General features: G+C 67.6%; 26 protein-coding genes. 5 read left to right on the top strand and 21 right to left on the bottom strand.

Going from position 1 to position 21,553, the window contains the following annotated elements:
- Positions 1-39: 39 nt before the first annotated feature.
- On the top strand, positions 40-1,533 hold the full coding sequence (locus ACHMXA_RS09855) for a hypothetical protein (protein WP_395320473.1): 1,494 nt from the start codon (positions 40-42) through the stop codon (positions 1,531-1,533).
- Between the two features lie 59 nt (positions 1,534-1,592).
- A complete protein-coding gene (mscL, locus tag ACHMXA_RS09850; protein ID WP_395320471.1) occupies positions 1,593-2,024 on the top strand; it encodes a large conductance mechanosensitive channel protein MscL in 432 nt (143 codons plus the stop codon).
- Here the strand turns inward: mscL and pdxA are convergent, their stop codons facing one another.
- From pdxA to ACHMXA_RS09835, 3 genes are read right to left on the bottom strand one after another with little or no spacing between them, the layout of a single operon-like run.
- Positions 2,025-3,065 carry a 4-hydroxythreonine-4-phosphate dehydrogenase PdxA gene (pdxA, locus tag ACHMXA_RS09845; RefSeq protein ID WP_395320469.1) on the bottom strand — a complete coding sequence of 347 codons (1,041 nt, stop codon included), beginning with the start codon at positions 3,063-3,065 and terminating at the stop codon, positions 2,025-2,027. It abuts the gene before it with no gap.
- A 31-nt stretch (positions 3,066-3,096) separates the two neighbouring features.
- A complete protein-coding gene (locus tag ACHMXA_RS09840) occupies positions 3,097-3,870 on the bottom strand; it encodes a Nif3-like dinuclear metal center hexameric protein (protein WP_395320467.1) in 774 nt (257 codons plus the stop codon).
- The gene (locus ACHMXA_RS09835) at positions 3,867-5,222 is read right to left on the bottom strand and encodes an MFS transporter (RefSeq protein ID WP_395320465.1); all 1,356 of its coding nucleotides are present in this window, start codon (positions 5,220-5,222) and stop codon (positions 3,867-3,869) included. The genes ACHMXA_RS09840 and ACHMXA_RS09835 overlap by 4 nt, the downstream gene beginning before the upstream one ends.
- A gap of 294 nt (positions 5,223-5,516) precedes the next feature.
- On the opposite strand from ACHMXA_RS09835, the gene ACHMXA_RS09830 reads away from it, so the two are divergent.
- Positions 5,517-6,683: a trypsin-like peptidase domain-containing protein gene (locus tag ACHMXA_RS09830; RefSeq protein ID WP_176667968.1), complete on the top strand. Its 1,167-nt coding sequence runs from the start codon at positions 5,517-5,519 to the stop codon at positions 6,681-6,683.
- 54 nt (positions 6,684-6,737) lie between these two features.
- Here the strand turns inward: ACHMXA_RS09830 and tatC are convergent, their stop codons facing one another.
- The 9 genes from tatC to ACHMXA_RS09785 all read right to left on the bottom strand — a co-directional run bounded on the left by tatC (position 6,738) and on the right by ACHMXA_RS09785 (position 11,658).
- Entirely contained in the window at positions 6,738-7,556 is an 819-nt protein-coding gene (gene tatC, locus ACHMXA_RS09825; RefSeq protein ID WP_176667967.1) for a twin-arginine translocase subunit TatC, read from the bottom strand.
- 67 nt (positions 7,557-7,623) lie between these two features.
- The gene (tatB, locus tag ACHMXA_RS09820; RefSeq protein WP_019654392.1) at positions 7,624-8,085 is read right to left on the bottom strand and encodes a Sec-independent protein translocase protein TatB; all 462 of its coding nucleotides are present in this window, start codon (positions 8,083-8,085) and stop codon (positions 7,624-7,626) included.
- A gap of 16 nt (positions 8,086-8,101) precedes the next feature.
- Positions 8,102-8,347 (bottom strand): Sec-independent protein translocase subunit TatA, encoded by a 246-nt coding sequence (gene tatA, locus ACHMXA_RS09815; protein WP_395320461.1) that lies wholly within the window; start codon positions 8,345-8,347, stop codon positions 8,102-8,104.
- A gap of 65 nt (positions 8,348-8,412) precedes the next feature.
- Positions 8,413-8,772, bottom strand: coding sequence for a histidine triad nucleotide-binding protein (locus ACHMXA_RS09810; protein WP_395320459.1), 360 nt, complete (start codon positions 8,770-8,772; stop codon positions 8,413-8,415).
- The gene (locus tag ACHMXA_RS09805) at positions 8,762-9,151 is read right to left on the bottom strand and encodes a hypothetical protein (RefSeq protein ID WP_176667964.1); all 390 of its coding nucleotides are present in this window, start codon (positions 9,149-9,151) and stop codon (positions 8,762-8,764) included. The genes ACHMXA_RS09810 and ACHMXA_RS09805 overlap by 11 nt, the downstream gene beginning before the upstream one ends.
- A gap of 13 nt (positions 9,152-9,164) precedes the next feature.
- Entirely contained in the window at positions 9,165-9,560 is a 396-nt protein-coding gene (locus ACHMXA_RS09800) for a phosphoribosyl-ATP diphosphatase (protein WP_126023016.1), read from the bottom strand.
- Entirely contained in the window at positions 9,557-9,955 is a 399-nt protein-coding gene (hisI, locus tag ACHMXA_RS09795) for a phosphoribosyl-AMP cyclohydrolase (RefSeq protein WP_395321277.1), read from the bottom strand. The genes ACHMXA_RS09800 and hisI overlap by 4 nt, the downstream gene beginning before the upstream one ends.
- 58 nt (positions 9,956-10,013) lie before the next feature.
- Entirely contained in the window at positions 10,014-10,799 is a 786-nt protein-coding gene (gene hisF / locus ACHMXA_RS09790; RefSeq protein WP_019654398.1) for an imidazole glycerol phosphate synthase subunit HisF, read from the bottom strand.
- A 25-nt stretch (positions 10,800-10,824) separates the two neighbouring features.
- Positions 10,825-11,658, bottom strand: a complete 834-nt coding sequence (locus ACHMXA_RS09785) for a D-hexose-6-phosphate mutarotase (RefSeq protein WP_395320456.1) — start codon at positions 11,656-11,658, stop codon at positions 10,825-10,827.
- A 169-nt stretch (positions 11,659-11,827) separates the two neighbouring features.
- On the opposite strand from ACHMXA_RS09785, the gene ACHMXA_RS09780 reads away from it, so the two are divergent.
- Both ACHMXA_RS09780 and ACHMXA_RS09775 read left to right on the top strand, forming a co-directional pair.
- Entirely contained in the window at positions 11,828-13,132 is a 1,305-nt protein-coding gene (locus ACHMXA_RS09780) for a dicarboxylate/amino acid:cation symporter (RefSeq protein WP_176667962.1), read from the top strand.
- Between the two features lie 34 nt (positions 13,133-13,166).
- Positions 13,167-14,075, top strand: a complete 909-nt coding sequence (locus ACHMXA_RS09775) for an amino acid ABC transporter substrate-binding protein (protein WP_395321276.1) — start codon at positions 13,167-13,169, stop codon at positions 14,073-14,075.
- A 9-nt stretch (positions 14,076-14,084) separates the two neighbouring features.
- Here ACHMXA_RS09775 and ACHMXA_RS09770 read toward each other — a convergent pair whose 3' ends face one another.
- The 9 genes from ACHMXA_RS09770 to ACHMXA_RS09730 all read right to left on the bottom strand — a co-directional run bounded on the left by ACHMXA_RS09770 (position 14,085) and on the right by ACHMXA_RS09730 (position 21,553).
- On the bottom strand, positions 14,085-15,257 hold the full coding sequence (locus ACHMXA_RS09770) for an AAA family ATPase (RefSeq protein WP_395321274.1): 1,173 nt from the start codon (positions 15,255-15,257) through the stop codon (positions 14,085-14,087).
- 19 nt (positions 15,258-15,276) lie between these two features.
- Positions 15,277-16,017, bottom strand: a complete 741-nt coding sequence (gene hisA, locus ACHMXA_RS09765; protein ID WP_093196354.1) for a 1-(5-phosphoribosyl)-5-[(5-phosphoribosylamino)methylideneamino]imidazole-4-carboxamide isomerase — start codon at positions 16,015-16,017, stop codon at positions 15,277-15,279.
- 63 nt (positions 16,018-16,080) lie between these two features.
- Positions 16,081-16,740, bottom strand: coding sequence for an imidazole glycerol phosphate synthase subunit HisH (gene hisH / locus ACHMXA_RS09760; protein WP_395320453.1), 660 nt, complete (start codon positions 16,738-16,740; stop codon positions 16,081-16,083).
- Positions 16,741-16,759: 19 nt separating this feature from the next.
- Complete coding sequence (hisB, locus tag ACHMXA_RS09755) at positions 16,760-17,386, bottom strand: imidazoleglycerol-phosphate dehydratase HisB (RefSeq protein WP_395320451.1); 627 nt, start codon at positions 17,384-17,386, stop codon at positions 16,760-16,762.
- Positions 17,383-18,480 (bottom strand): histidinol-phosphate transaminase, encoded by a 1,098-nt coding sequence (gene hisC / locus ACHMXA_RS09750; RefSeq protein ID WP_176667958.1) that lies wholly within the window; start codon positions 18,478-18,480, stop codon positions 17,383-17,385. The genes hisB and hisC overlap by 4 nt, the downstream gene beginning before the upstream one ends.
- Complete coding sequence (locus ACHMXA_RS09745; protein ID WP_395320448.1) at positions 18,477-18,827, bottom strand: hypothetical protein; 351 nt, start codon at positions 18,825-18,827, stop codon at positions 18,477-18,479. Before ACHMXA_RS09745 ends, hisC begins: the two co-directional genes overlap by 4 nt.
- A 5-nt stretch (positions 18,828-18,832) precedes the next feature.
- Positions 18,833-19,696 carry a hypothetical protein gene (locus tag ACHMXA_RS09740; RefSeq protein WP_395320446.1) on the bottom strand — a complete coding sequence of 288 codons (864 nt, stop codon included), beginning with the start codon at positions 19,694-19,696 and terminating at the stop codon, positions 18,833-18,835.
- A gap of 38 nt (positions 19,697-19,734) precedes the next feature.
- Positions 19,735-21,105: a histidinol dehydrogenase gene (gene hisD, locus ACHMXA_RS09735; RefSeq protein WP_395320444.1), complete on the bottom strand. Its 1,371-nt coding sequence runs from the start codon at positions 21,103-21,105 to the stop codon at positions 19,735-19,737.
- A gap of 37 nt (positions 21,106-21,142) precedes the next feature.
- Positions 21,143-21,553 (bottom strand): hypothetical protein, encoded by a 411-nt coding sequence (locus tag ACHMXA_RS09730; protein ID WP_395320442.1) that lies wholly within the window; start codon positions 21,551-21,553, stop codon positions 21,143-21,145.

Below are 21,553 nucleotides of genomic sequence, written 5' to 3'. Positions count from 1 at the left end.
AAGTGCTGAAGAAAGCGCTCGAAGGTACATCCGCGCCAGGTGCTCGCGCGCTGCAACCTGGGCGTGACCTACGTGATGGCTGGCCAGTCGAAGGAGGCCATCGCGGAGTTCGAACAGTGCCTGCGCGACGACCCCGACTTCATGCCCGCCATGGTGTGGATGCTGGGCGAGAAGGCGCACATCGCCGACTGGAACGGCGTGCCCGAACTGCGCGAGCGGATCGCGGCGCTGCTCGACAACCCGAGCAACGACCAGACGGTGTCGTCCTTCATCCTGATGTCGAACTACGACGACGCGCGCCGCCTCATGAACTGGACGCAGCGCTCCGCCCTGCTGGCCGACCGCAACGCGGCTATCAGGCCCTTTGCCGACGCGGGCGCGCGCCGCACGTCGCCGCGCATCCGCGTGGGCTACTACTCGTTCGACTTCCGCAACCATCCCGTAGCGCACCTGACGGCCGAGCTCTACGGCCAGCACGACCGCAAGGACTTCGAAGTCTTCGTCTACTCCTACGGTCCGGACGACGGCCATCCGGCGCGGGCACGCATTGCCGCGTCGGCCGAGCATTTCGTCGACCTGCAGGGCCAGTCGATCCAGCAGATGGCCGAGCGCATCCGCGAGGACGAGATCGACATCCTGGTCGACCTCTCGGGCGACACGCGCGGCGCCAAGCCGCAGGTGATGGCCTACCACGCGGCGCCCGCGCAGCTCATGTGGCTGGGCTACATGGGCACCAGCGGCACGCCCAACTACGACTACCTGGTGTCCGACAACTTCCTCTCGCCGCCGGGCACGGAAGACTGCTACTCCGAGAAACTGCTGCGCCTGCCCGAGACCTTCCAGGTGATCGACACCAGGCGCCCAGTCAATCCGCACAGGCCCACGCGCGCCGAGCACGGCCTGCCCGAGGACGCCTTCGTGCTGTGCAACTTCTCGCAGTCCTTCAAGATCCAGCCCGAGACCTTCGAGGCCTGGGTGCGCATCGTGCAGGGCATTCCAAACTCGGTGCTGTGGCTGGCGCAAGGCCCGAACGGCTTCGAGCAGAACCTGCGCGCGCAATGGGAGAAGGCGGGCCTGCCGGCCGAGCGCCTGATCGTGTCGCCGCGCATGCCGGTCGACCAGCACCTCGCGCGCATCGGCCTGGCCGACCTGTTCATCGACACCTTCCCCTACAGCAGCGGCGCCACCGCGAACGACGTGCTGTGGTCGGGCGTGCCGCTGCTGGCGCTCACGGGCACGACGATGGTGTCGCGCATGGCGGGCAGCCTGCTGCGTGCCATCGGGCTGCCGGAACTGGTGGCCGCGAGCCACGAGGAATACGTGCACAAGGCCGTCCACTACGCCACGCACCCCGATGAACTGGCCGACCTGCGCGGCCGGATCGCCGCGGCCAAGGACGCGCGCCGCGGCTACTTCGACACGCCGCGCTTCGTGCGCCACCTGGAAGACGGCTACCGGCAGATTGCCGCGCGCAGTCGTGAAGGTTTGCCGGCCGCGCATGTCGATGTGGCGCCGCGTGCGCTGGAGAAGTGAGCAATCGCGGGCATACTCGGCTCTCCTTCAACAGCAGAGCTCCAGCAGCCTTTTGAATCATGAGCATCCTCAGTGAATTCAAGGAATTTGCCGTCAAGGGCAACGTCATCGACCTCGCGGTCGGCGTGATCATCGGCGCCGCCTTCGGCAAGATCGTCGACTCGCTCGTGGCCGACATCATCATGCCGCTGGTAGGCGTGGTGTTCGGCAAGCTCGACTTCTCGAATCTCTATGTCGTGCTGGGCACCGTGCCGCCAGGTGTGACGAACACGCTGGCAGACCTGAAGAAGGCAGGCGTCCCGGTGCTGGCGTACGGCAACTTCATCACCATCGCGGTCAACTTCGTGATCCTCGCCTTCATCATCTTCATGATGGTCAAGCAGATCAACCGCCTGAAGCGCACCGAGGAGCCGGCCCCCGCCGCAGCACCCGAAACGCCCGAAGACGTGGTGCTGCTGCGCGAGATCCGCGACAGCCTCAAACGCTCCTGATCAAACGCCCCCGAGCACCCGGGCCATGCGCAGCGCCTCCACGAGGCTGGACGCATCGGCCCGCCCCGTTCCGGCAATGTCGAACGCGGTGCCGTGATCGGGGCTGGTGCGCACCAGCGGCAGCCCCAGCGTCACGTTCACGCCCTTCTCCACCCCCAGGTACTTGACCGGGATCAGTCCCTGGTCGTGGTACATCGCGACCACCACGTCGAATTCGCCGCTGGACGGCACGCCGTTCCTGGCGCGAGCGCGCATGAAGATGGTGTCGGGCGCGTGAGGCCCGCTGGCGTCGATGCCCTCGGCGCGCGCGGCCTCGACGGCCGGCGCGATGATCTCCCGCTCTTCCGAACCGAAGAGCCCGCCCTCGCCCGCATGCGGATTGAGGCCCGCCACGCCGACGCGCGGCGCGCGGCCCAGCGCATGGCTCAGCGCGCGGTGCGTGATGCGCAGCGTCTCCAGCACGCCCTCGAAGCGCACCGCCTCGATGGCCTTGCGCAGCGACATGTGGATGCTGACGAGCACGGTGCGCAGCTCGTCGTTGGCCAGCATCATGCGCACCGGCACGTCGGCCACCGTGCGGCCCAGGTGCGCGGCCGCCTCGGCCTGCAGCAGCTCGGTATGGCCGGGGTACGGAAAGCCGGCGGCCGACAGCGCCTCCTTGTGCAGCGGCGCGGTCACGATGGCGCCGATCTCGCCGCGCAGCGCGGCCCGTGCGGCCCACACCACGCATTCGCCCGCCACGCGGCCGGCTTCGGCGCTGATGCGGCCCGTTTCGACGTGCGAAGGCGGCGCGATCACCTGCAGCACCGGAATGCAGCCCGGCGGCACGGTCGCGGCCTCGGCGACGGATTCGATCTCCAGCACCGGCCAGCCCGGCCGGCCGTCTGCTGCCAGCGCCTGCGACGCCTTGCGCAGCGTGCCCACGTCGCCGGCGACGAAAGCGCCACGCGTCGCTTCGGGTGCGTCGCGGAAGGCCTTGACGATGATCTCGGGGCCGATGCCGGCGGGGTCGCCCAGCGTGATGGCGATGGGGCCGCTCATTGGAAAGGCACCTCCGTGCTGCGCGCCGCGCTCATGCCGGGTTGTCGATGTCGATGAACTCGTGCTTCAGCCCGAGCTGCGCCGCCACGTGCCCGGCCACCGCCGGCGCGCCGTAGCGCTCGGTGGCGTGGTGCCCGCAGGCCAGGAAGGCCACGCCCATCTCCCGCGCGTAGTGGGCCTGCGGCTCGGATATTTCGCCGGTGATGAAGGCATCGGCGCCGGCCGCGATGGCGGCCTCGAAGTAGCCCTGCGCGCCGCCCGTGCACCAGGCCACGTTCCGGATGGGACGATGCGCCGTGTCGACGAGGGTGACCGGCCGCTTCAGCACGCTCTCGACATGCGTGGCGAGCGCCTTGGCGCTGCCGAAGCTCTCGCCGCTTTCCGGCGCGCCGAGAAAGCCCAGCTCCTGCTCGCCGAAGCGCCCGGCCGAGCCGGCATGCGCCACGAGCCCCAGCTTCAGGCCGAGCTGGGCGTTGTTGCCGAGTTCGGGGTGCGCATCGAGCGGCAGGTGGTAGGCGAAGAGGTTGACGTCGTCGCCCAGAAGCAGGCCCAGTCGCTGCTTCATCCAGCCGGTGACGCAGCCGTCCTGGCCGCGCCAGAACAGGCCGTGGTGGACGAAGATGGCGTCGGCTTCGGCGCTGATCGCGGCCTCGATCAGCGCGCGGCTGGCGGTCACGCCCGAGACGATCTTGCGGACCACGGTGCGCCCTTCGACCTGCAGGCCGTTGGGTCCGTAGTCCTTGAAGCGCCCGGGGGCCAGCAGCAGGTCGAATGCGTGAAGCAGTTCGTGGCGGGTGGTGCTCATCGCGCCATTGTCGCGCCGCGCGCGGGGGCCACGCCACCGTCGCGCATCGCATGGCCGCGCGCGGCCATGGGCAGCAGAGCCAGCAGGAAGCCCAGCGCGGCCAGCGCCGCCACGTAGTGCGCGGGCGCCATCGTGTCGCGCTGCAGCCAGAGCGTGAGGATCACCGGCGTGAGCCCGCCGAACACCGCGTACGACATGTTGTAGGCGAACGAGAGCCCGGTAAAGCGCACCGGCGCCGGGAAAGCGCGCACGCCGGCGATCGGCACGGTGGCGATGGTGCCCACGAACAGGCCCACCAGCCCGTAGTGCCAGAAGAGCGTGGCCGGGGTGCCGGGCAGGCCGCTGTAGAACAGGTAGGCGGTGACGAACAGCCCGCCCCAGCCGATCAGCATCACGGTGCGGGTGCCGATGCGGTCGCTCGCCCAGCCGGCCAGCACGCAGCCCAGCGTCAGGGTGAGCGTGGCGAGCGCGTTGGCCTCCAGCGCCATCGCGGCGGGAATGTGATGCACCTTCTGCAGGTAGGTGGGCGTGTAGAGCACCACGACCACGATGGCGGCCGACAGCACCCAGGTCAGCAGCGCGACGTAGACGCAGGCCAGCCGATGCTCGCGCAGCACGGTGCGCAGCGGCAGCTCGCGCGCGGAGCTGCGGCGGCCGGCCAGTTCCTTGAACACCGGCGTCTCATGCAGGAAGCGGCGCAGGTACACCGACACCAGCCCGAACACGCCGCCCAGGATGAACGGGATGCGCCAGGCGAAGTCGCTCACCTGCTCGGGCGAATAGTGGCGGTTGATGGCCACCGCGATCAGCGAGCCCAGCAGGATGCCGCCGGTGATGCCCGAAGTCAGCACGCCGATGCCCAGGCCGTAGCGCTTTTCCGGCACGTGCTCGCCCACGAACACCCAGGCCCCAGGCATCTCGCCGCCGATGGCCGCGCCCTGCAGCACGCGCATCGCCAGCAGCAGCAGCGGCGCCGCCACACCGATGCTCGCGTAGGTCGGCAGCAGGCCGATCACCAGCGTGGGCGCCGCCATCAGGAAGATCGACAGCGTGAACATACGCTTGCGGCCGAAGATGTCGCCGAAATGCGCGATGACGATGCCGCCCACCGGACGCGCCAGGTAGCCGGCGGCGAAGATGCCGAAGGTCTGCAGCTGGCGCAGCCAGTCGGGCATGTCCGTGGGGAAGAAAAGCGCTCCCAGCACGGTGGCGAAGAACACGTAGATGACGAAATCGTAGAACTCCAGCGTGCCGCCGAGGGCGGACAGGCCGAGGGTCTTGTAGTCGCTCGAACCGAGCGTGCGCGCCGGTGCCGGCTGCGCGCCGTCCGGGAAGTTTGCTTCTGAAGTCATGGCTGGCAGGGAGGTCTTGGCCGCGCGCCAGCCGCAAGGCCGGGTGAGAAGACGAAGAATGGCGCGCTGCGGGCGAAATGCCTGCCGCTTCCACCGGGTGGGCAGCGCGGGAGGCCGGAAAAGCCCGGACCGGATGGGTCCGACCCGCAATGCTAGGTGTTAACCCGGGTTTACGTACACAGTAAGTCTTAATCTCGACCTCGGCGAGCGGTTTCTGGTCGATGCGGTTGAGGGACAATTGACAACATTGCCGCGTTGCACTGCGGCTTCCAACGTCTTTTTCACCAATCTTTCATGAAACGCACCTGGCTGCTCTTCGCCCAAGCCGTGACCGTCCTGCTGGCGGCCTACTTCGTCGTCGCGACGCTCAAGCCCGAATGGCTCAACAAGCGCGCGACCTCGCTGGGCGGCGTGGTGTCGATCGTCGAAGCCCCGGCCGGCAACAACCCGGGCGTAGCTGCGCCCGGCAGCCTGAGCGTGCCGGCCAAGAAGGCCTCGCCGGCCGTGGTGAGCATCAACACGAGCAAGGCCGCGCAGCGCCATCCGCGCAGCAACGACCCGTGGTTCCGCTTCTTCTTCGGCGATCAGGACGACCAGCCGCAGGTGGGCCTGGGCAGCGGCGTGATCGTGAGCCCCGACGGCTACATCCTCACCAACAACCACGTGGTGGAAGGCGCCGACGAAATCGAGGTGACGCTCAACGACAGCCGCCACGCACGCGGCAAGGTGATCGGCACCGACCCCGACACCGACCTGGCCGTGCTGAAGATCGAGCTCGACAAGCTGCCGGTGATCGTGCTGGGCGACTCCGACGCGCTGCAGGTGGGCGACCAGGTGCTGGCCATCGGCAACCCCTTCGGCGTGGGCCAGACCGTGACCAGCGGCATCGTCTCGGCGCTGGGCCGCAACCAGCTGGGCATCAACAACTTCGAGAACTTCATCCAGACCGACGCGGCCATCAACCCCGGCAACTCGGGCGGCGCGCTGATCGACGTCAACGGCAACCTGCAGGGCATCAACACCGCGATCTACTCCCGCTCGGGCGGCAGCATGGGCATCGGCTTCGCCATTCCGGTGTCGATGGCCAAGATCGTGCTCGAAGGCATCGTCAAGGAAGGCCAGGTGCGCCGCGGCTGGATCGGCGTGGAGCCGAGCGACCTGTCGCCCGAACTGGCCGAGACCTTCGGCGTGAAGGCCGACTCCGGCGTGATCATCACCGGCGTGCTGCAGAACGGCCCCGCCGCCAAGGCCGGCATCCGCCCGGGCGACGTGATCACCTCGGTGGGCGAGAAGAAGACGGACAACGTGCAGGCGCTGCTGACGGCAGTGGCCGGCCTGAAGCCGGGCAGCACCTCGCGCTTCGCGCTGCAGCGCGGCAGCGACAAGATGGAACTGGACGTGACGCCGGGCCTGCGGCCGAAGAGCCCGGTGCGGCAGGTGCCCCCGAATCAGCAGGAATAAAAAAGAAAAAGCCCGGGTGCAAGGCCCGGGCTGGCTGAACGATCGGCGCCCGGGTCAGCTGCTCGAAGCCGAGTCGGTGCCGCTGCTCTCTTCGTCTTCCGGCTTCCTGCCGGTGCTCGCGAAATACTTGGCGCCGATGATGCCCACCTCGTAAAGCAGGCACATCGGCACCGCCAGCGCCAGCTGCGACACCACGTCGGGCGGTGTGAGCACCGCGGCGACGACGAACGCGACCACGATGAAGTAGCCCCGGAACGAGCGCAGCTTCTCGATGGTCACCATCTCGAAGCGCACCAGCAGCATCACGACGATCGGCACCTGGAACGCCACGCCGAAGGCGATGTAGAGCGACAGGATCGCCTCGACGTACGAGGAGATGTCGGGCGTAGCCTGCACCGCCGCCGGCGCGAATCGCTGGATGAAGCTGAACATCTTGTCCAGCACGAACAGCTGCACGAAGGCGATGCCGGCATAGGCGAGCAGGCTGCCGAAGAAGATCAGCGGCAGCGCGAAGCGCTTTTCATGGCTGTAGAGGCCCGGCGCGATGAACATCCAGGCCTGGTACATGAGCCAGGGGAGCGCCAGCAGCACGGCAGCCATCATCAGCACCTTGAGCGGCACGAAGAACGGCGAGAAGACGCCGATGGCGATCAGCTTCGCATCGTGCGGCATGTGCGCCTTGATCGGCATCGCGATCAGGTCGATCAGCCCGCCGGGGCCGGGCCAGATGGCCAGCAGGATGCCCGCGACCACGAGGCCGTAGACGCAATAGAGCAGGCGGTCGCGAAGCTCGACCAGGTGCGCGACGAATGGCTGTTCGGTGCCCGCGAGTTCGTCTTCTTTGTCTTTGCTCTTGCTGTCGGAATCGGCCATTGGGGAAAGAAGAAGATAGCGTGTCGCCGGCCGACGCTCGAAGAGCGCGGAAATGGGAGCCCGGCCGTTAGTTGATCTTGTGCGGGCGGAAGCGCGCGACGCGCGCGGCGCCCGAGAGCGCCTTGGTGCGCACGCCGTTGCGCGCCTTGTACCACTGCGGCGTGGCGCCCTGCTTCAGGCGCCAGTTCTTGCGGGGGTGCTTGTAGACCGGCGGCGGTGGCGGCTCGGGTTCGGCCAGCGCCGAGAGGGTTTCGCCCGAACCGCTGAACTGCTTTTCGAACTCGCTCGCGCCGGTGTGGATGCTGTGCTCGACGTCGCGTGCCGCATCCTCGACCGTGGTCTTCATCTTGCGGAGCTCGTCGAGCTCCATCGAGCGGTTGACTTCGGCCTTGACGTCGTTCACGTAGCGCTGCGCCTTGCCCAGCAGCGTACCGACGGTGCGGGCCACGCGCGGCAGCTTCTCCGGGCCGATGACGATCAGCGCCACGACGCCGATCAGCGCCAGCTTCTCAATGCCGAGGTCGAGCACGTGCTGCTGCCCGTGCTCAGGACTTCTGACGCGCTTCGACGTCGATCGCCGACTTGTCGCTGTTGGCCGGCTGGCCGGTCACTTGCTGGGCCGGGGCCGACGGGGCGGCCGGGTCGGACGAGGAACCGTCCTTCATGCCGTCCTTGAAGCCCTTGACGGCGCCGCCAAGGTCCGAACCCATGTTCCGCAGCTTCTTGGTGCCGAAGATCATGACCACGACGAGCAGCACGATCAGCCAGTGCCAGATGGAAAAAGAACCCATGGAGAACTCCTAAGAATGTGTCCGATTTTAGTCGGGCGGAATGTGACAGTTTGGCTTAATGCCGCTCAGCCGCGAAGCCACGGCCGGGGGCCACCCATGACATGGACATGGAGATGGTGGACCTCCTGCCCGCCCTCGGCGCCAGTATTGACCACGACGCGGTAGCCGCCGTCAGGATAGGGCCTGCAGCCCTGCTCCAGCGCCAGCTTGGGCGCCAGGGTCATGATCTTGCCCATGAGCGCCGAATCCTCGGGCGTCAGCTGAGCCATCGAGGGAATGTGCTTCTTGGGCACCAGCATGAAATGCACCGGCGCCCAGGGCGCGATGTCGTGGAAGCCGAACAGGTCTTCGTCCTCGTAGACCTTGCGGGAGGGGATCTTGCCCTCGATGATTTTGCAGAAGACGCAGTTCGGATCAGATGACATCTTTGGGTTCCATGGGACGGCTGTCGTTCATCCGGATCATGCCCTTCACGATCCGGTAGAGGAACCACAGCGAGATCAGGCTCCAGGCGATCCAGCCCGGCACGAAGAGCAGCAGCCAGAGCCACGAAGTCAGGATGTACAGCAGCCCCGCCCACAGCACCGAGCGGATGCGCCAGCTGAAATGCGAGGCCTGCCAGGTGCCGGCCGCGTCGTCGCGCTTGACGAAGTCGATCACCAGGGCGATCAGCAGCAGCAGCACGGAGGCCTGTGCCCCCGGCACGACGGCGCCGATGGCCACGATCAGGTGCAGGATGTAACTGACCCAGCCCCAGGTCTTGAGGGAGTCGTCGGGTTCCACGTTCACGATGTCGTTGGCCATGGCGGGTGTCCTTTCAATCGTTGGGGGCTTCGGCTTCCCGTGCCTTCACCTTGCGCAGCGCCTTTTCCTCGATGCCGCTGGTGCCTTCGCGGCGCTCCAGTTCGGCCGTGACGTCGGACGGGGAAAAACCGTAGTGCGCCAGCGCCACCATGGTGTGGAACCACAGGTCGGCCACTTCGTTCACTATTTTCGAGCGGTCGCCGCCGTGGTCGGCGTCCTTGGCGGCCATCACGACCTCGGTGGCCTCCTCGCCGATCTTCTTGAGGAAGGCGTCGGGGCCCTTGTGCAGCAGGCGCGCGACATAGCTTTTCTCGGGGTCGCCGCCACGTGCCGGCAGGCGGCTTTCGATGACCGCGGCCAGGCGGGCGAGCGCGTCGGAGGTGCTGTCGTTGTTCACTGTGGCCGTCACTTGTAGATCGATTCCGGGTCTTTCAAGACGGGTTCGACCGCCGTCCACTGGCCCTTTTCGTACTTGTTGAAGAAGCAGCTGTGGCGCCCGGTGTGGCAGGCGATGCCGGGCTCGTGGCCGAGCTGGGTGACCTTGAGCAGCACCACGTCGCTGTCGCAGTCCAGGCGGATCTCGTGCACGGTCTGCACGTGGCCCGACTCCTCGCCCTTGAACCACAGCTTGTTGCGCGAGCGGCTGAAATACACCGCGCGGCCCAGCTCGGCGGTCTTCTCGAGCGCCTCGCGGTTCATCCAGGCGAACATCAGCACGTCGTTGCTGCCCTGTTCCTGCGCGATCACGGGCACCAGGCCGTTCGCGTCCCACTTCACTTCATCGAGCCAGTTCATGGACGGTATTGTCGGGGATGGCCAAAGACCCTCGAACAGTCGTTCGGCGGGCCTCCGGCAGGGTCATTCAGCGGTCGATGCGCACGGGAATGCCCCGCGCGGCCATGCGAGCCTTGGCCTCGCCCACCGTGTGCTCGCCGTAGTGGAAGATGCTCGCGGCCAGCACCGCGTCGGCGCCGCCGGTCTGGATGCCGTCGGCCAGGTCGTCCAGGCTGCCCACGCCGCCCGAGGCGATCACGGGCACGTTCACGGCGTTGCTCACCGCGCGGGTCAGCTCCAGGTCGAAACCGCTCTTGGTGCCGTCGCGGTCCATGCTGGTCAAGAGGATCTCGCCGGCGCCGCGGCGGGCCATCTCGGCGGCCCATTCGACGGCGTCCAGGCCGGTGTTCTTGCGCCCGCCGTGGCTGTACACGTCCCAGCCCGCGCCGCGCGTGGCGGCCTCCTCGGGGCTGCGGCGCTTGGCGTCGATGGCGACCACGATGCACTGCGAGCCGTATTTCTGCGATGCGTCGCTGATCACCTGCGGATCGGCGATGGCGGCCGAGTTGAAGCTGGTCTTGTCGGCCCCGGCATTGAGCAGCCGGCGCACGTCGGCCACGGTGCGCACGCCACCGCCCACCGTCAGCGGAATGAAAACCTGCGAGGCCACGGCCTCGATGATCGGCAGGATCAGGTCGCGGCCGTCGCTGGTGGCGGTGATGTCGAGGAAGGTGAGTTCGTCGGCGCCCTGCGCGTTGTAGCGCGCGGCGATCTCGACCGGATCGCCCGCATCGCGCAGTTCGACGAAGTTGACGCCCTTGACGACGCGGCCGCCGGTGACGTCGAGGCAGGGAATGATGCGTTTGGCAAGCATGGTGTGTAAGTAACCGGTGGGGTAATCAGAGAACGCGCAGCTGCTGCCAGCCGAGCCATTGGGCGCCGGGCGCGAGCAGCGCGGGCTCGTCGATGCGGGCCGCCTCGACGCAGAGCATGTGGCGATAGCCGTCTTCGGGCATGTCGGCGAGTTTCGCACCGAGCACGGCGCCGGGGTTCCAGACCACGGTTTCGGTGCAGGTGGGGCTCTGGGCGATTTCGACCGTGCCGCCGGGCTGCGCCAGCTGCAGCGGCCGGGCGGCAGCGCCGTAGACGCTGTCGAATTCGGCGTCGAAGTGCAGCGCCTCTGCCTTTTCGGCATAGCGCTCGTCGGTCAGCGAATCCCAGCGATTGGCGCCCTGGAGGCCCTTCAGGCGCGCTTCGGCGATGTCGTCGACGCGCAGGTAGGTGTGCAGCGCCGCGGTGAAGGACCAGGGCGCAACGTCGGTGTTGACGAGCGTGAGCGCCGTGCGCAGCCCGCCGGGGCTCAGCGTTGCGTCCAGCCGTGCCTCGAAAGAGTGCGGCCAGAGCTTGCGCGTGGCTTCGTTGTCGCGCAGCGCCAGGCGCAGGGTCTGGGGGGCGTCGGAAGGGGCGTTTTCCCAAGGCAAATTGCGCATGAAGCCATGCTTGGGCAGCATGCCGCGCTGGTTAAACTGCGGGCAGCAAATGGGTATGCCGCCGCGGATGGCGGCCTGTCCGTCGAACACCGCGCGCGGGCTCAGGTAGAGCCTTTCCACGGCGTCGGCCGTGGTCCACGACAGCACATGGGCGCCATGCAATGCGACGGTGAGGGTGCTTCCGTCCGCGCCCGTGGCGCGCATGGCGGGCTGGCCGCGGAACTCGATCAGGCTGGTTTCCATGTGAGGAATTGTAGGCAGCGCCCGTGCGGTGGCACGGAACTGGCATCCCGGGCCATTGCGCGGCCGGGGCCTTCTTGGATACCCTGTGGCGGCTTGCATCGGGAGACAAGGTGCAACTCGGTCCCGCGTACCCGAAAGAATCACTCTCACACGACAAAAGGGGATACGAATGAAGAAGCTGCCGATGGCCGCATGGATCCTGATCGCGATGGTGCTGGGCATCATCGTCGGCTACATGATCTTCACCAGCTTTCCGGACAAGAAAGCCGCCAAGGAAATCGCAGACTACGTCTCCATCGTCTCGGACGTCTTCCTGCGCCTCATCAAGATGCTGATCGGCCCGCTGGTGTTCTCCACGCTGGTGGTGGGCATCGCGCATATGGGCGACGCCAAGTCGGTCGGCCGCGTGTTCGGCAAGGCCATCGGCTGGTTCCTCACCGCGTCGCTGATCTCGCTGGTGATCGGCCTGGTCATGGCCAACCTGCTCAAGCCCGGCGAGAACCTCGGGCTGCCGTTGCCTGACATCGGCGCCTCCGCCAACCTCGCCACCTCGAAATTCACGCTGAAGGACTTCGTGAGCCACACGGTGCCCAAGTCCTTCGTGGAGGCCATGGCCAACAACGAGATCCTGCAGATCGTGGTGTTCTCGATGTTCTTCGGCGTGGCGCTGGCCTCGCTGGGCGACAAGGCCAAGACGCTGGTCGCCGCCATCGAGGAGCTTTCGCACGCGATGCTCAAGATCACCGGCTACGTGATGAAGCTCGCACCGCTGGCCGTGCTGGCCGCAATGGCCGCCACCGTGGCCGTCAACGGCCTGGGCATCCTGCTGAAGTTCGCGGTGTTCATGGGCGACTTCTACCTGGGCCTGTTCGTGCTGTGGGGCGTGCTGATCCTGGCGGGCTTCCTGTTCCTCGGCCCGCGCGTGTTCAAGCTGCTGGTGCTCATCAAGGAGGCCTTCCTGCTGTCGTTCGCCACGGCCAGTTCGGAAGCTGCTTATCCGAAGATCCTGCAGGCGCTCGATCGTTTCGGCGTGAAGCGCAAGATCTCCAGCTTCGTGATGCCGATGGGCTATTCGTTCAACCTCGACGGCTCGATGATGTACTGCACCTTCGCCGTGCTCTTCATCGCGCAGGCCTACAACATCCACATGCCGATCAGCACGCAGATCACGATGCTGCTGATCCTCATGCTCACCTCCAAGGGCATGGCAGGCGTGCCGCGCGCCTCGCTGGTGGTGATTGCAGCCACGCTGAACCACTTCGACATTCCAGAGGCCGGCCTGCTGCTGATCCTGGGCGTGGACACCTTCCTCGACATGGGCCGCTCGGCCACAAACGCGGTGGGCAACTCCATCGCCACGGCGGTGGTTGCCAAGTGGGAGGGCGAGCTGCTTTCCGAGAGCGACGCCGAAGTCAACGCCAAGGCGCTCGACGAGGAGGCCAACGCCACCCTCGCCCACCCGGCGCACGCCTGAGCGGAAGCGAAGAAAAGCCATGAAGCGCATCGGCATGCTGCCATCCGCTTTCCCCTCCCTCTTCGCCGCGCTGCTGGCGGTCGTGGTTCTCGCGGTCCTGCCGGCAGGGCCGGCGCAGGCGCAGGAACTCACCGGCACGCTGGCCAAGGCCCGTGAGAGCGGCACCATCGCCATCGGCTACCGCGAGTCGTCGGTGCCGTTCTCATACCTCAATGCGCGCAACGAGCCCATCGGCTATTCGATCGAGCTGTGCCGCGCGCTGGTGACGGCCATCGAGGACGCGGTGAACAGGAGCCTCACGATCAAGTGGGTGCCCGTTACCTCCGATTCGCGGATCGACGCGGTCGTGAGCGGCAAGGTCGACCTGGAGTGCGGCTCCACCACCAACAACCTCGAGCGCCAGAAGCGCGTGAGCTTCTCGCCCACGATGTTCGTCTCCGGCACCAAGGTGCTGGTGAAGAAGGGCTCGCCGATCAAGTCGTTCCGCGACCTCGCCAACCGCAAGGTGGCCGTGACCGCGGGCACCACCAACGAGAAGACGCTGCGCGAGCTCTCGCAGAAGTTCAAGCTGAACATCGACCTGCAGGTGGCGCGCGATCACGCTGAATCCTTCGGGCTCGTGAAGAGCGGCCAGGCCGACGCCTTCGCCACCGACGACGTGCTGCTCTACGGCCTGATCGCCAAGGACGCAGCCAAGGCCGACTACGAGGTGGTCGGCGACTTCCTCTCCTACGACCCCTACGGGATCATGTACCGCAAGGGAGATCCGCAGCTCAACAAGGTGGTCGTCGACACCTTCCAGGTGCTGGCCGAAGACGGCGAGATCGAGCGCCAGTACAAGCGCTGGTTTTTGCGCAAGCTTCCGTCGGGGGAAAGCATCAACCTGCCGATGAGTGCCCAGCTGGAAACCATCATCCAGACGATGTCGGTGAAGGCCGAGTAGCCAGGCTCGCTATCTTGCGGGCCACTCCCATCGCGGAATCTCGCTCATGTCGAGGTTCGCGATGCGGGTCTCGCCAAAGCGCTTCTCCAGCACCACCGGCTGCATGCCGTCGCTGTCGTCCAGCGCCGAAATGAGCCGCGCCGCGTGCGACACCACGATCACCTGCGAATGCCGCGCGGCCTGCGCGATGAGGCGGCCCAGCGCGGGAAGCAGATCGGGGTGCAGGCTGGTTTCGGGTTCGTTGAGTACCAGCAGCGCGGGCGGGCGTGGTGTGAGCAGCGCCGCGATCCACAGCAGGTAGCGCAGCGTGCCGTCGGAGAGCTCGGCGGCCGTCAGGGGCCTCAGCAGGCCGTGCTGGTGCATCAGCGTCTCGAAGCGATCGCCGGTTGCCTGGATTTCGATGCGTGCGCCGGGAAAGGCGTCGTCCACGGCGCGGTCGAGCGCTTCGCCGTCACCGATCTCGCGGATGGTCTGCAGCGCGGCGGCCAGGTCGGCGCCGTCGTTGGCCAGCACCGGCGTGTAGGTGCCCAGCTGCGGCTGGCGCGCCGGCGCCTCGGCGTCGGAGCGGAAGTGGTCGTAGAAGCGCCAGGAGCGCATCTGCTCGCGCAGCGTGAGCATCTCGGGCGCGTCGCGCGGGTCGGCGTGCTCGGTCATCATGCTGGCGAAGGCGGGAATCGGCCGGCCGACGGCCTGCCAGCCCTTGCCCTCGCGCAGCCGCAGGGCCGCGCCCTTGCGGTCGACCAGCTGCGTGGACGGCCGCAGCAGCGGGCCGCTCCAGATGGCCTCGTGCTTGATCTGCGGGTCGTGCGAAAAGGCGGTGGAGGGAACGGGCGGCGGCAGGCCGATGTCGATGGCGTAGCCGAAGTCTTCCGCCTCGGCACCGGCAAAGCCCAGCTTGAGCGCCACGGGCTCGCTGCGCGTGGTGCCCTGCACCGGCACGTCGCCGCGCAGCATGGCGGCCGAGAAGCGCTCAGGCCCGGCCCACAGCGTGGATGAAAGCCCGCCTTCGCGCACCAGCGAGCGGATCACGCCCCCGTTGGCGATGTCGGCCAGCAGGCGCATCGCCCGGTACACGCTGGACTTGCCGCTGCCGTTGGGCCCGGTCACGACCGTGAGCCGGCCCAGCGGCACGGTCAGCTGCCGCAGCGATCGGTAATTGGCGATGGCGAGCGCGGAAAGCACGCGCTGCGCGATGGAGGCGTCAGGCGGCCAGTTCGTCCGCACGGGCCTGCGCGGCGGCGAAGTCGAGGTCGCCCGAGTAGATGGCGCGGCCGCAGATCACGCCCTCGACGCCGTCGGACTCGACGGCGCAGAGCTGGTCGATGTCGGCCATGTTCGACAGGCCGCCCGAGGCGATCACCGGGATGGTCAGCGCCTGGGCCAGCTTGACGGTGGCCTCGATGTTGATGCCCGAGAGCATGCCGTCGCGACCGATGTCGGTGTAGATGATCGACTCGACGCCGTAGTCCTCGAACTTCTTGCCCAGGTCGGCCACCTCGTGGCCCGTGAGCTTGCTCCAGCCGTCGGTGGCGACCTTGCCGTCCTTGGCGTCCAGGCCCACGATGATGTGGCCGCCGAAGGCGCTGCAGGCGTCCTTCAGGAAACCGGGGTTCTTGACCGCGGCGGTGCCGATGATCACGTAGCGCAGGCCGTCGTCGATGTAGCGCTCGATGGTGTCGAGGTCGCGGATGCCGCCGCCGAGCTGCACCGGGATGTCGTCGCCCACCTCCTTCAGGATCGCCTTGATCGCCGCGTGGTTCTGCGGCTTGCCGGCGAAGGCGCCGTTCAGGTCGACCAGGTGCAGCCGCCTCGCGCCGGCGTCGACCCACTTGCGCGCCATGGCGGCGGGGTCTTCGCTGAAGATGGTGGACTGATCCATGTCGCCCTGCTTGAGGCGAACGCAGTGGCCGTCTTTGAGATCAATGGCGGGAATGAGGAGCATGGAAGTGACGCGAGTGTGCGGAAACCGGGCTGTGAGAGGTTCGGCCCGGTCGGAAAAATAGGTTCAGGGTTTCCAGTGGAGGAAATTGCGATAGAGCTGCAACCCGTGGTCCGCACTCTTCTCCGGGTGGAACTGGGTTGCAAAAATGTTATCGCGTGCGATGGCCGCGGTAAAGCTCGCGCCGTATTCCGCCTCGCCCACACTGTGTTTGGGGTCGGCCGGGCGGGCATAGAAGCTGTGCACGAAATAGAAATAGCTCAGGTCGGGAACCCCCGCCCACACCGCGTGCGGCTGGGCCTGCCGAACCTGGTTCCAGCCCATCTGTGGCACCTTGAAGCGGCTGCCGTCGGGCTGCAGGCGGCCGGCCAGGTCGAACTTGACCACCTCGCCGGGAATGAGGCCCAGGCCGTCGGTCGGACCTTCGTCGCTGCGCGACAGCATCATCTGCATGCCCACGCACACGCCGAAGAGCGGCTTGCTCGCCGCCGCCTCGAGCACCGATTCCTGCAGGCCGGAGTCACGCAGCTCGCGCATGCAGTCGGGCATCGCGCCCTGCCCCGGCAGAACCACGCGGGTGGCCTTGCGGACCACGTCCGGGTCGGAGGTGACGAACACCTCCACGCCGACCTGGTCGGCCGCATGGCGCACGGCCTGCGACACGGAGTGCAGGTTGCCCATGCCGTAGTCGACGACCGCGACGGTGTTTGCTGCTACAGATTTCATAGCTTTCAGGCCGCCGTCCTCAGAGCGAGCCCTTGGTCGACGGGATCATCCCCGCCGAGCGCGGATCGAGCTCGAGAGCGCCTCGCAAGGCGCGCGCGAAGGCCTTGAACACCGTCTCGCACTGGTGGTGCGCGTTGACGCCCTTGAGGTTGTCGATGTGCAGAGTGACGAAGGCGTGGTTCACGAAGCCCTGGAAGAACTCGTAGGTGAGCTGGCTGTCGAAGGCGCCGATCATCCCGCTGGTGAAGGGCACGTGCATCACCAGGCCCGGGCGGCCCGAGAAGTCGATGACAACGCGGCTCAGGGCTTCGTCGAGCGGCACGTAGGCGTGGCCATAGCGGCGGATGCCCTTCTTGTCGCCCACGGCCTTGGCCACGGCCTGACCCAGCGTGATGCCGACGTCTTCCACGGTGTGGTGGCCGTCGATGTGCAGGTCGCCCTGGCAGTCGATCTCGAGGTCGATCAGCCCGTGGCGGGCGATCTGGTCGAGCATGTGGTCGAAGAAGCCGATGCCGGTGGAGAGCTTGGCCTTGCCGGTGCCGTCGAGGTTGACGCTGACGGTGATCTTGGTCTCGGCGGTGTTGCGGGTGACCGTCGCAATGCGATCGGCGGCACCCGCGAGGGCCGTGGTGGTGGGGGTGGTCATAGTGAGGCTTCGAGTGCCGCGAGCATCCGCGCATTCTCGTCGGCCGTTCCGACGGTCAGGCGCAGGCAGTTTGCGAGCAGTTCGTGCATTTTAGAAACGTTCTTCACCAGCACCCCGTGCGCCTTCATGCCCGCGAAGGTCTTGGCTGCATCGGGTACGCGCAGCAGGATCATGTTGGCGTCACTCGGCCAGATCTTCACGCCGGGCAGGCGGCCCAGGCCCATCATCAGGCGCTCGCGCTCCTCGCGGATCTGGCGGGCCTGCGCCTCGAACACGTCGGCGTGCTCCAGCGCGAAGAGCGCGCACTCGCAGTTCAGCACGCTCACGTTGTAGGGCGGGCGCACCTTGTCGATTTCGGCGACCAGCGCGGCCGGGCCCATCAGATAGCCCAGGCGGATGCCGGCCAGGCCGAACTTGCTGAGCGTGCGCATCAGCAGCACGTGGCCATGCTTCGCGAGCCGGTCGATGTAGCTGCGCGCGGCGAAGGGCTGGTAGGCCTCGTCGATGGCGACCAAGCCGCCCTGCGCGCCCTGGGCCTCGACGATGCGCTCGAGCACCGCGTCGTTCCAGAGGTTGGCGGTCGGGTTGTTCGGGTACGCGAGGTAGACGATGGCGGGCTTCTCGCGCTCGATGGCGGCCAGCATGGCGGCCTCGTCGAGCTCGAAGTCGGCCGTGAGCGGCACGCCGACGAACTTCAGGCCCTGCAGCTTCGCGCTCATGGCATACATGACGAAGCCCGGCACCGGCGCCAGCACCGTTGCGCCGGGCTTGTCGCAGGCGATGGCCAGCAGCGAGATCAGCTCGTCCGAGCCGTTGCCCAGCATCAGCTCGAAGCCCTCGGGCATCTGCGCATGCGCGGCCAGCGCGCGGCGCAGGTCGGCGCCGCGCTCGCCCGGATAGCGGTTGAGCGCCAGCGCACCGAGCCGCGCGCCGAGTTCGGCCTGCAGCGCCGGCGGCAGGCCGAAGGGGTTCTCCATCGCGTCGAGCTTGATGAAGCCGGTGGCGTCCTGCACCGCGTAGCCATGCATGGAGCGCACGTCGTCTCGGATGCGTTCGAGCGAAGGGCGGGCGGAGTCGGAGGCAGGTGCGGTCATCGGGTGCAGCGGTAGCTGTTTCGGAGGGCGCCGATCATGACCAGTTGCACGGGCATGTCGGCTTCGTAACTGTCGGAATTGCGGCTCAACTCCGTTTGATAGAGCGAGCGCGCCATGGAGGGCTCGAGGCGGCGGCCCTCGACGCAGAACACGGGCTTCTGCCCGTTGCGCTGCGAGGCTTCCACGCCTTCGCGCAGGCCTTCGAGCACGCCGACGAGGTAGTAGCTGGCGTAGGCCTTGCCGTCCTTCTCGCCGGCCTCGAGCGTGCGCAGTTCGCGGATGCTCATGGCCTGCGCGCCGGTAGCGGCTGCCGCCAGCGCGAACAGCAGGAAGGCGGCACGCTTCATGGACATCACTTGCGGTAGCGCGGCGGCGGCGCGTAGGCACCGTCGGCGGGGAAGGCGCTGGGCTGCTGCGGCGCGGCGTCGCGGCGCTGGCGGCGGGGCGCGTTGCGCTCCTCGAGTTCGAACAGCGCGGCGCCGATCACGCCGATGTTGCGCACGTCGCCGGCCTCGGTGTTGGCGGCATAGGCGCGGCCGGGCGCGGAGAAGCGGAAGGCCGCCACCTCGTTCTGGCTCTTGCGGAAGCCCTCGACGGTCAGCGACTGCAGCGGCTGCAGCACGTAGCCGCCGTTGCGCAGGCTGCCGGGCTTGCCGCTGAGCACGTCCAGGCCGTCGACCGTGGCGATCACTTCATAGCTGCGCTCGCTCAGGTTGCGAAAACGCAGCGTGTAGCGCGCCCCCTCGACGCCGGCCAGGCGGAACATGTCGTCGCCACCGGCACCGCGGCGGGCGCGCTGCAGCGGCAGCGGCCGGCCGTCCTCGTCGAGCACCGACCATTCGACGTCGCCGTCGGCCAGCATCAGGCTCAGGCGCCGCTCGGGGTTGCCGCCCACCGCGCGCCGAACGGCGGAAGCTTCGTTGTAGCCCAGCGAGGCCACGTCGTCGGGCCGGTCGGAAAGGCGCTTGGTGACGACCGTGCGGGTCTTCGACTCGATGCCCTCGCCCCACTGCGTGCCGAGCTGCGGCGCGGGCGCCGCGGGTGCGGCGCTGGGCGTGGCCGTGGCGGCCACCGATTCGCGCGGTGCCTGCGGCATCTGGCTGCAGGCCGCCAGCAGCGCGGCACCGGCGATGGCCGTGGCGGCGAACCTGAACAGGCGCGAACCGAAGAAACCGACGAGACCGGTGAAATGCGAACCGAAAGGACGATCGATCATCAGGCGTGCTCCTCCCGCATGCGGGTTGTTGTTGGACTTCAGATCTTACGCAGCCGCATCCGGGCGGCCTCGGCGTGCGCCTGCAGGCCTTCGCCCTCGGCCAGCGTCACGGCGATGGGGCCCAGCACCTGGGCACCGGCCTCGCTGACCTCGATCAGGCTCGATCGCTTCTGGAAGTCGTACACGCCCAGCGGGCTCGAGAAGCGCGCCGTGCCGCTGGTGGGCAGCACGTGGTTCGGTCCCGCGCAGTAGTCGCCCAGGCTCTCGCTGGTGAAGGCGCCCAGGAAGATCGCGCCGGCATGGCGCAGCAGCGGCTCCCAGCGGTTCGGCTCGCTGCTGCTGACTTCCAGGTGCTCGGGGGCGATGCGGTTGCTGATCTCGCAGGCCTCTTCCATGCTCTTCGTGTGGATCAGCGCGCCGCGGCCGTTGAGCGAGGCGGCGATGATCTCCGCACGCGGCATCGTGGGCAGCAGGCGGTCGATCTCGGCCTGCACGCGGTCGATGTAGGCGGCGTCGGGGCACAGCAGGATGCTCTGGGCCAGTTCGTCGTGCTCGGCCTGGCTGAACAGGTCCATCGCCACCCAATCGGGCGGCGTGGATCCGTCGGCCAGCACCAGGATCTCGCTCGGGCCCGCGATCATGTCGATGCCCACGGTGCCGAACACGCGGCGCTTGGCGGCGGCCACGTAGGCGTTGCCGGGGCCGGTGATCTTGTCGACGGCGGGGATGGTGGCGGTGCCGTAGGCCAGCGCGGCCACGGCCTGGGCGCCGCCGATGGTGAAAGCGCGGGTCACGCCGGCCACGTAGGCGGCGGCAAGCACCAGCACATTGCGCTCGCCTTTCGTGGACGACTGCCCGCCCGCGCCGCCCGTCGCCACGCTGCCCTTCACGGGCGTCGGGACCACCATGATGATCTCCCCGACGCCGGCCACGTGGGCCGGGATCGCATTCATCAGCAGGCTCGACGGATAGGCCGCCTTGCCGCCCGGCACATAGATGCCGACGCGATCGAGCGGCGTGACCTTCTGGCCCAGCAGCGTGCCGTCCGCGTCGCGGTAGCTCCAGCTCTCGCCGCTGGCCTTCTTCTGGGCCTCGTGATAGCTGCGCACGCGATCAGCGGCGGCCTGCAGCGCATCGCGCTGCGCGGCGGGCAGCGAATCGAAGGCTTCCTTGAAATCGGCCTGCGTCAGCTCGAGCTCGGACATGGCGGCTGCGCCGAGGCCGTCGAAGCGGCGGGTGTACTCCAGCACCGCCTCGTCGCCGCGCTTTTGCACGTCGGCGAGGATGTCCGCCACCACCTTCTCGATGGCCGCGTCGGCGTCCGCCGACCAATGCAGCCGCGCCTTGAATTCAGCGTCGAAGCTGGCTGAAGTCGTGGACAGGCGGAGGGGGGCTGCTTTCAATTTCATCGTATGTACCGAGGGAAAAATCCGACTGGGAGGTTGCTCACTCGAAGTCGCTCGAAAAGTGCGAGGGTTTGTTGGCCAGCGAGCCCCGGATCTTCACGGTTGCCTCCAGGGCGCGAGCCGAGGCCCAGACGGCGAACACAGCGATCAGGGCTCCCGCTCCGCTTACGCCGCCACCGGCGGCCATCCTGTAGCCCGCAAAGATCAGGGTTCCGAGCGCAAGCATCAGAGCAAACCCAGCGGCGACACGGCTGCGAAAACGGGCGATGCCGAACGCACAGACGGCATTCAATGCAGCATCGATCAAGCCGAGCCTGTCGCCGATCAGCGCCGAAATGGCTTGGAGCGCCGCGACGATCCAGAGCGCCTTGGAGGCGTCCTTGATCATCTCGACTGCCGCGTAGTGGCTATCGAGTCTCGAAAAGAAGCTCTTCTTGTTCTCTTCGGACAT

This window comes from Variovorax sp. UC74_104 (assembly GCF_044055375.1).
In the GTDB taxonomy this organism is placed as follows: domain Bacteria; phylum Pseudomonadota; class Gammaproteobacteria; order Burkholderiales; family Burkholderiaceae_C; genus Variovorax.
Note: the sequence above shows the minus strand (reverse complement) of the source record. Positions and strands in the feature narration are given on the sequence as shown.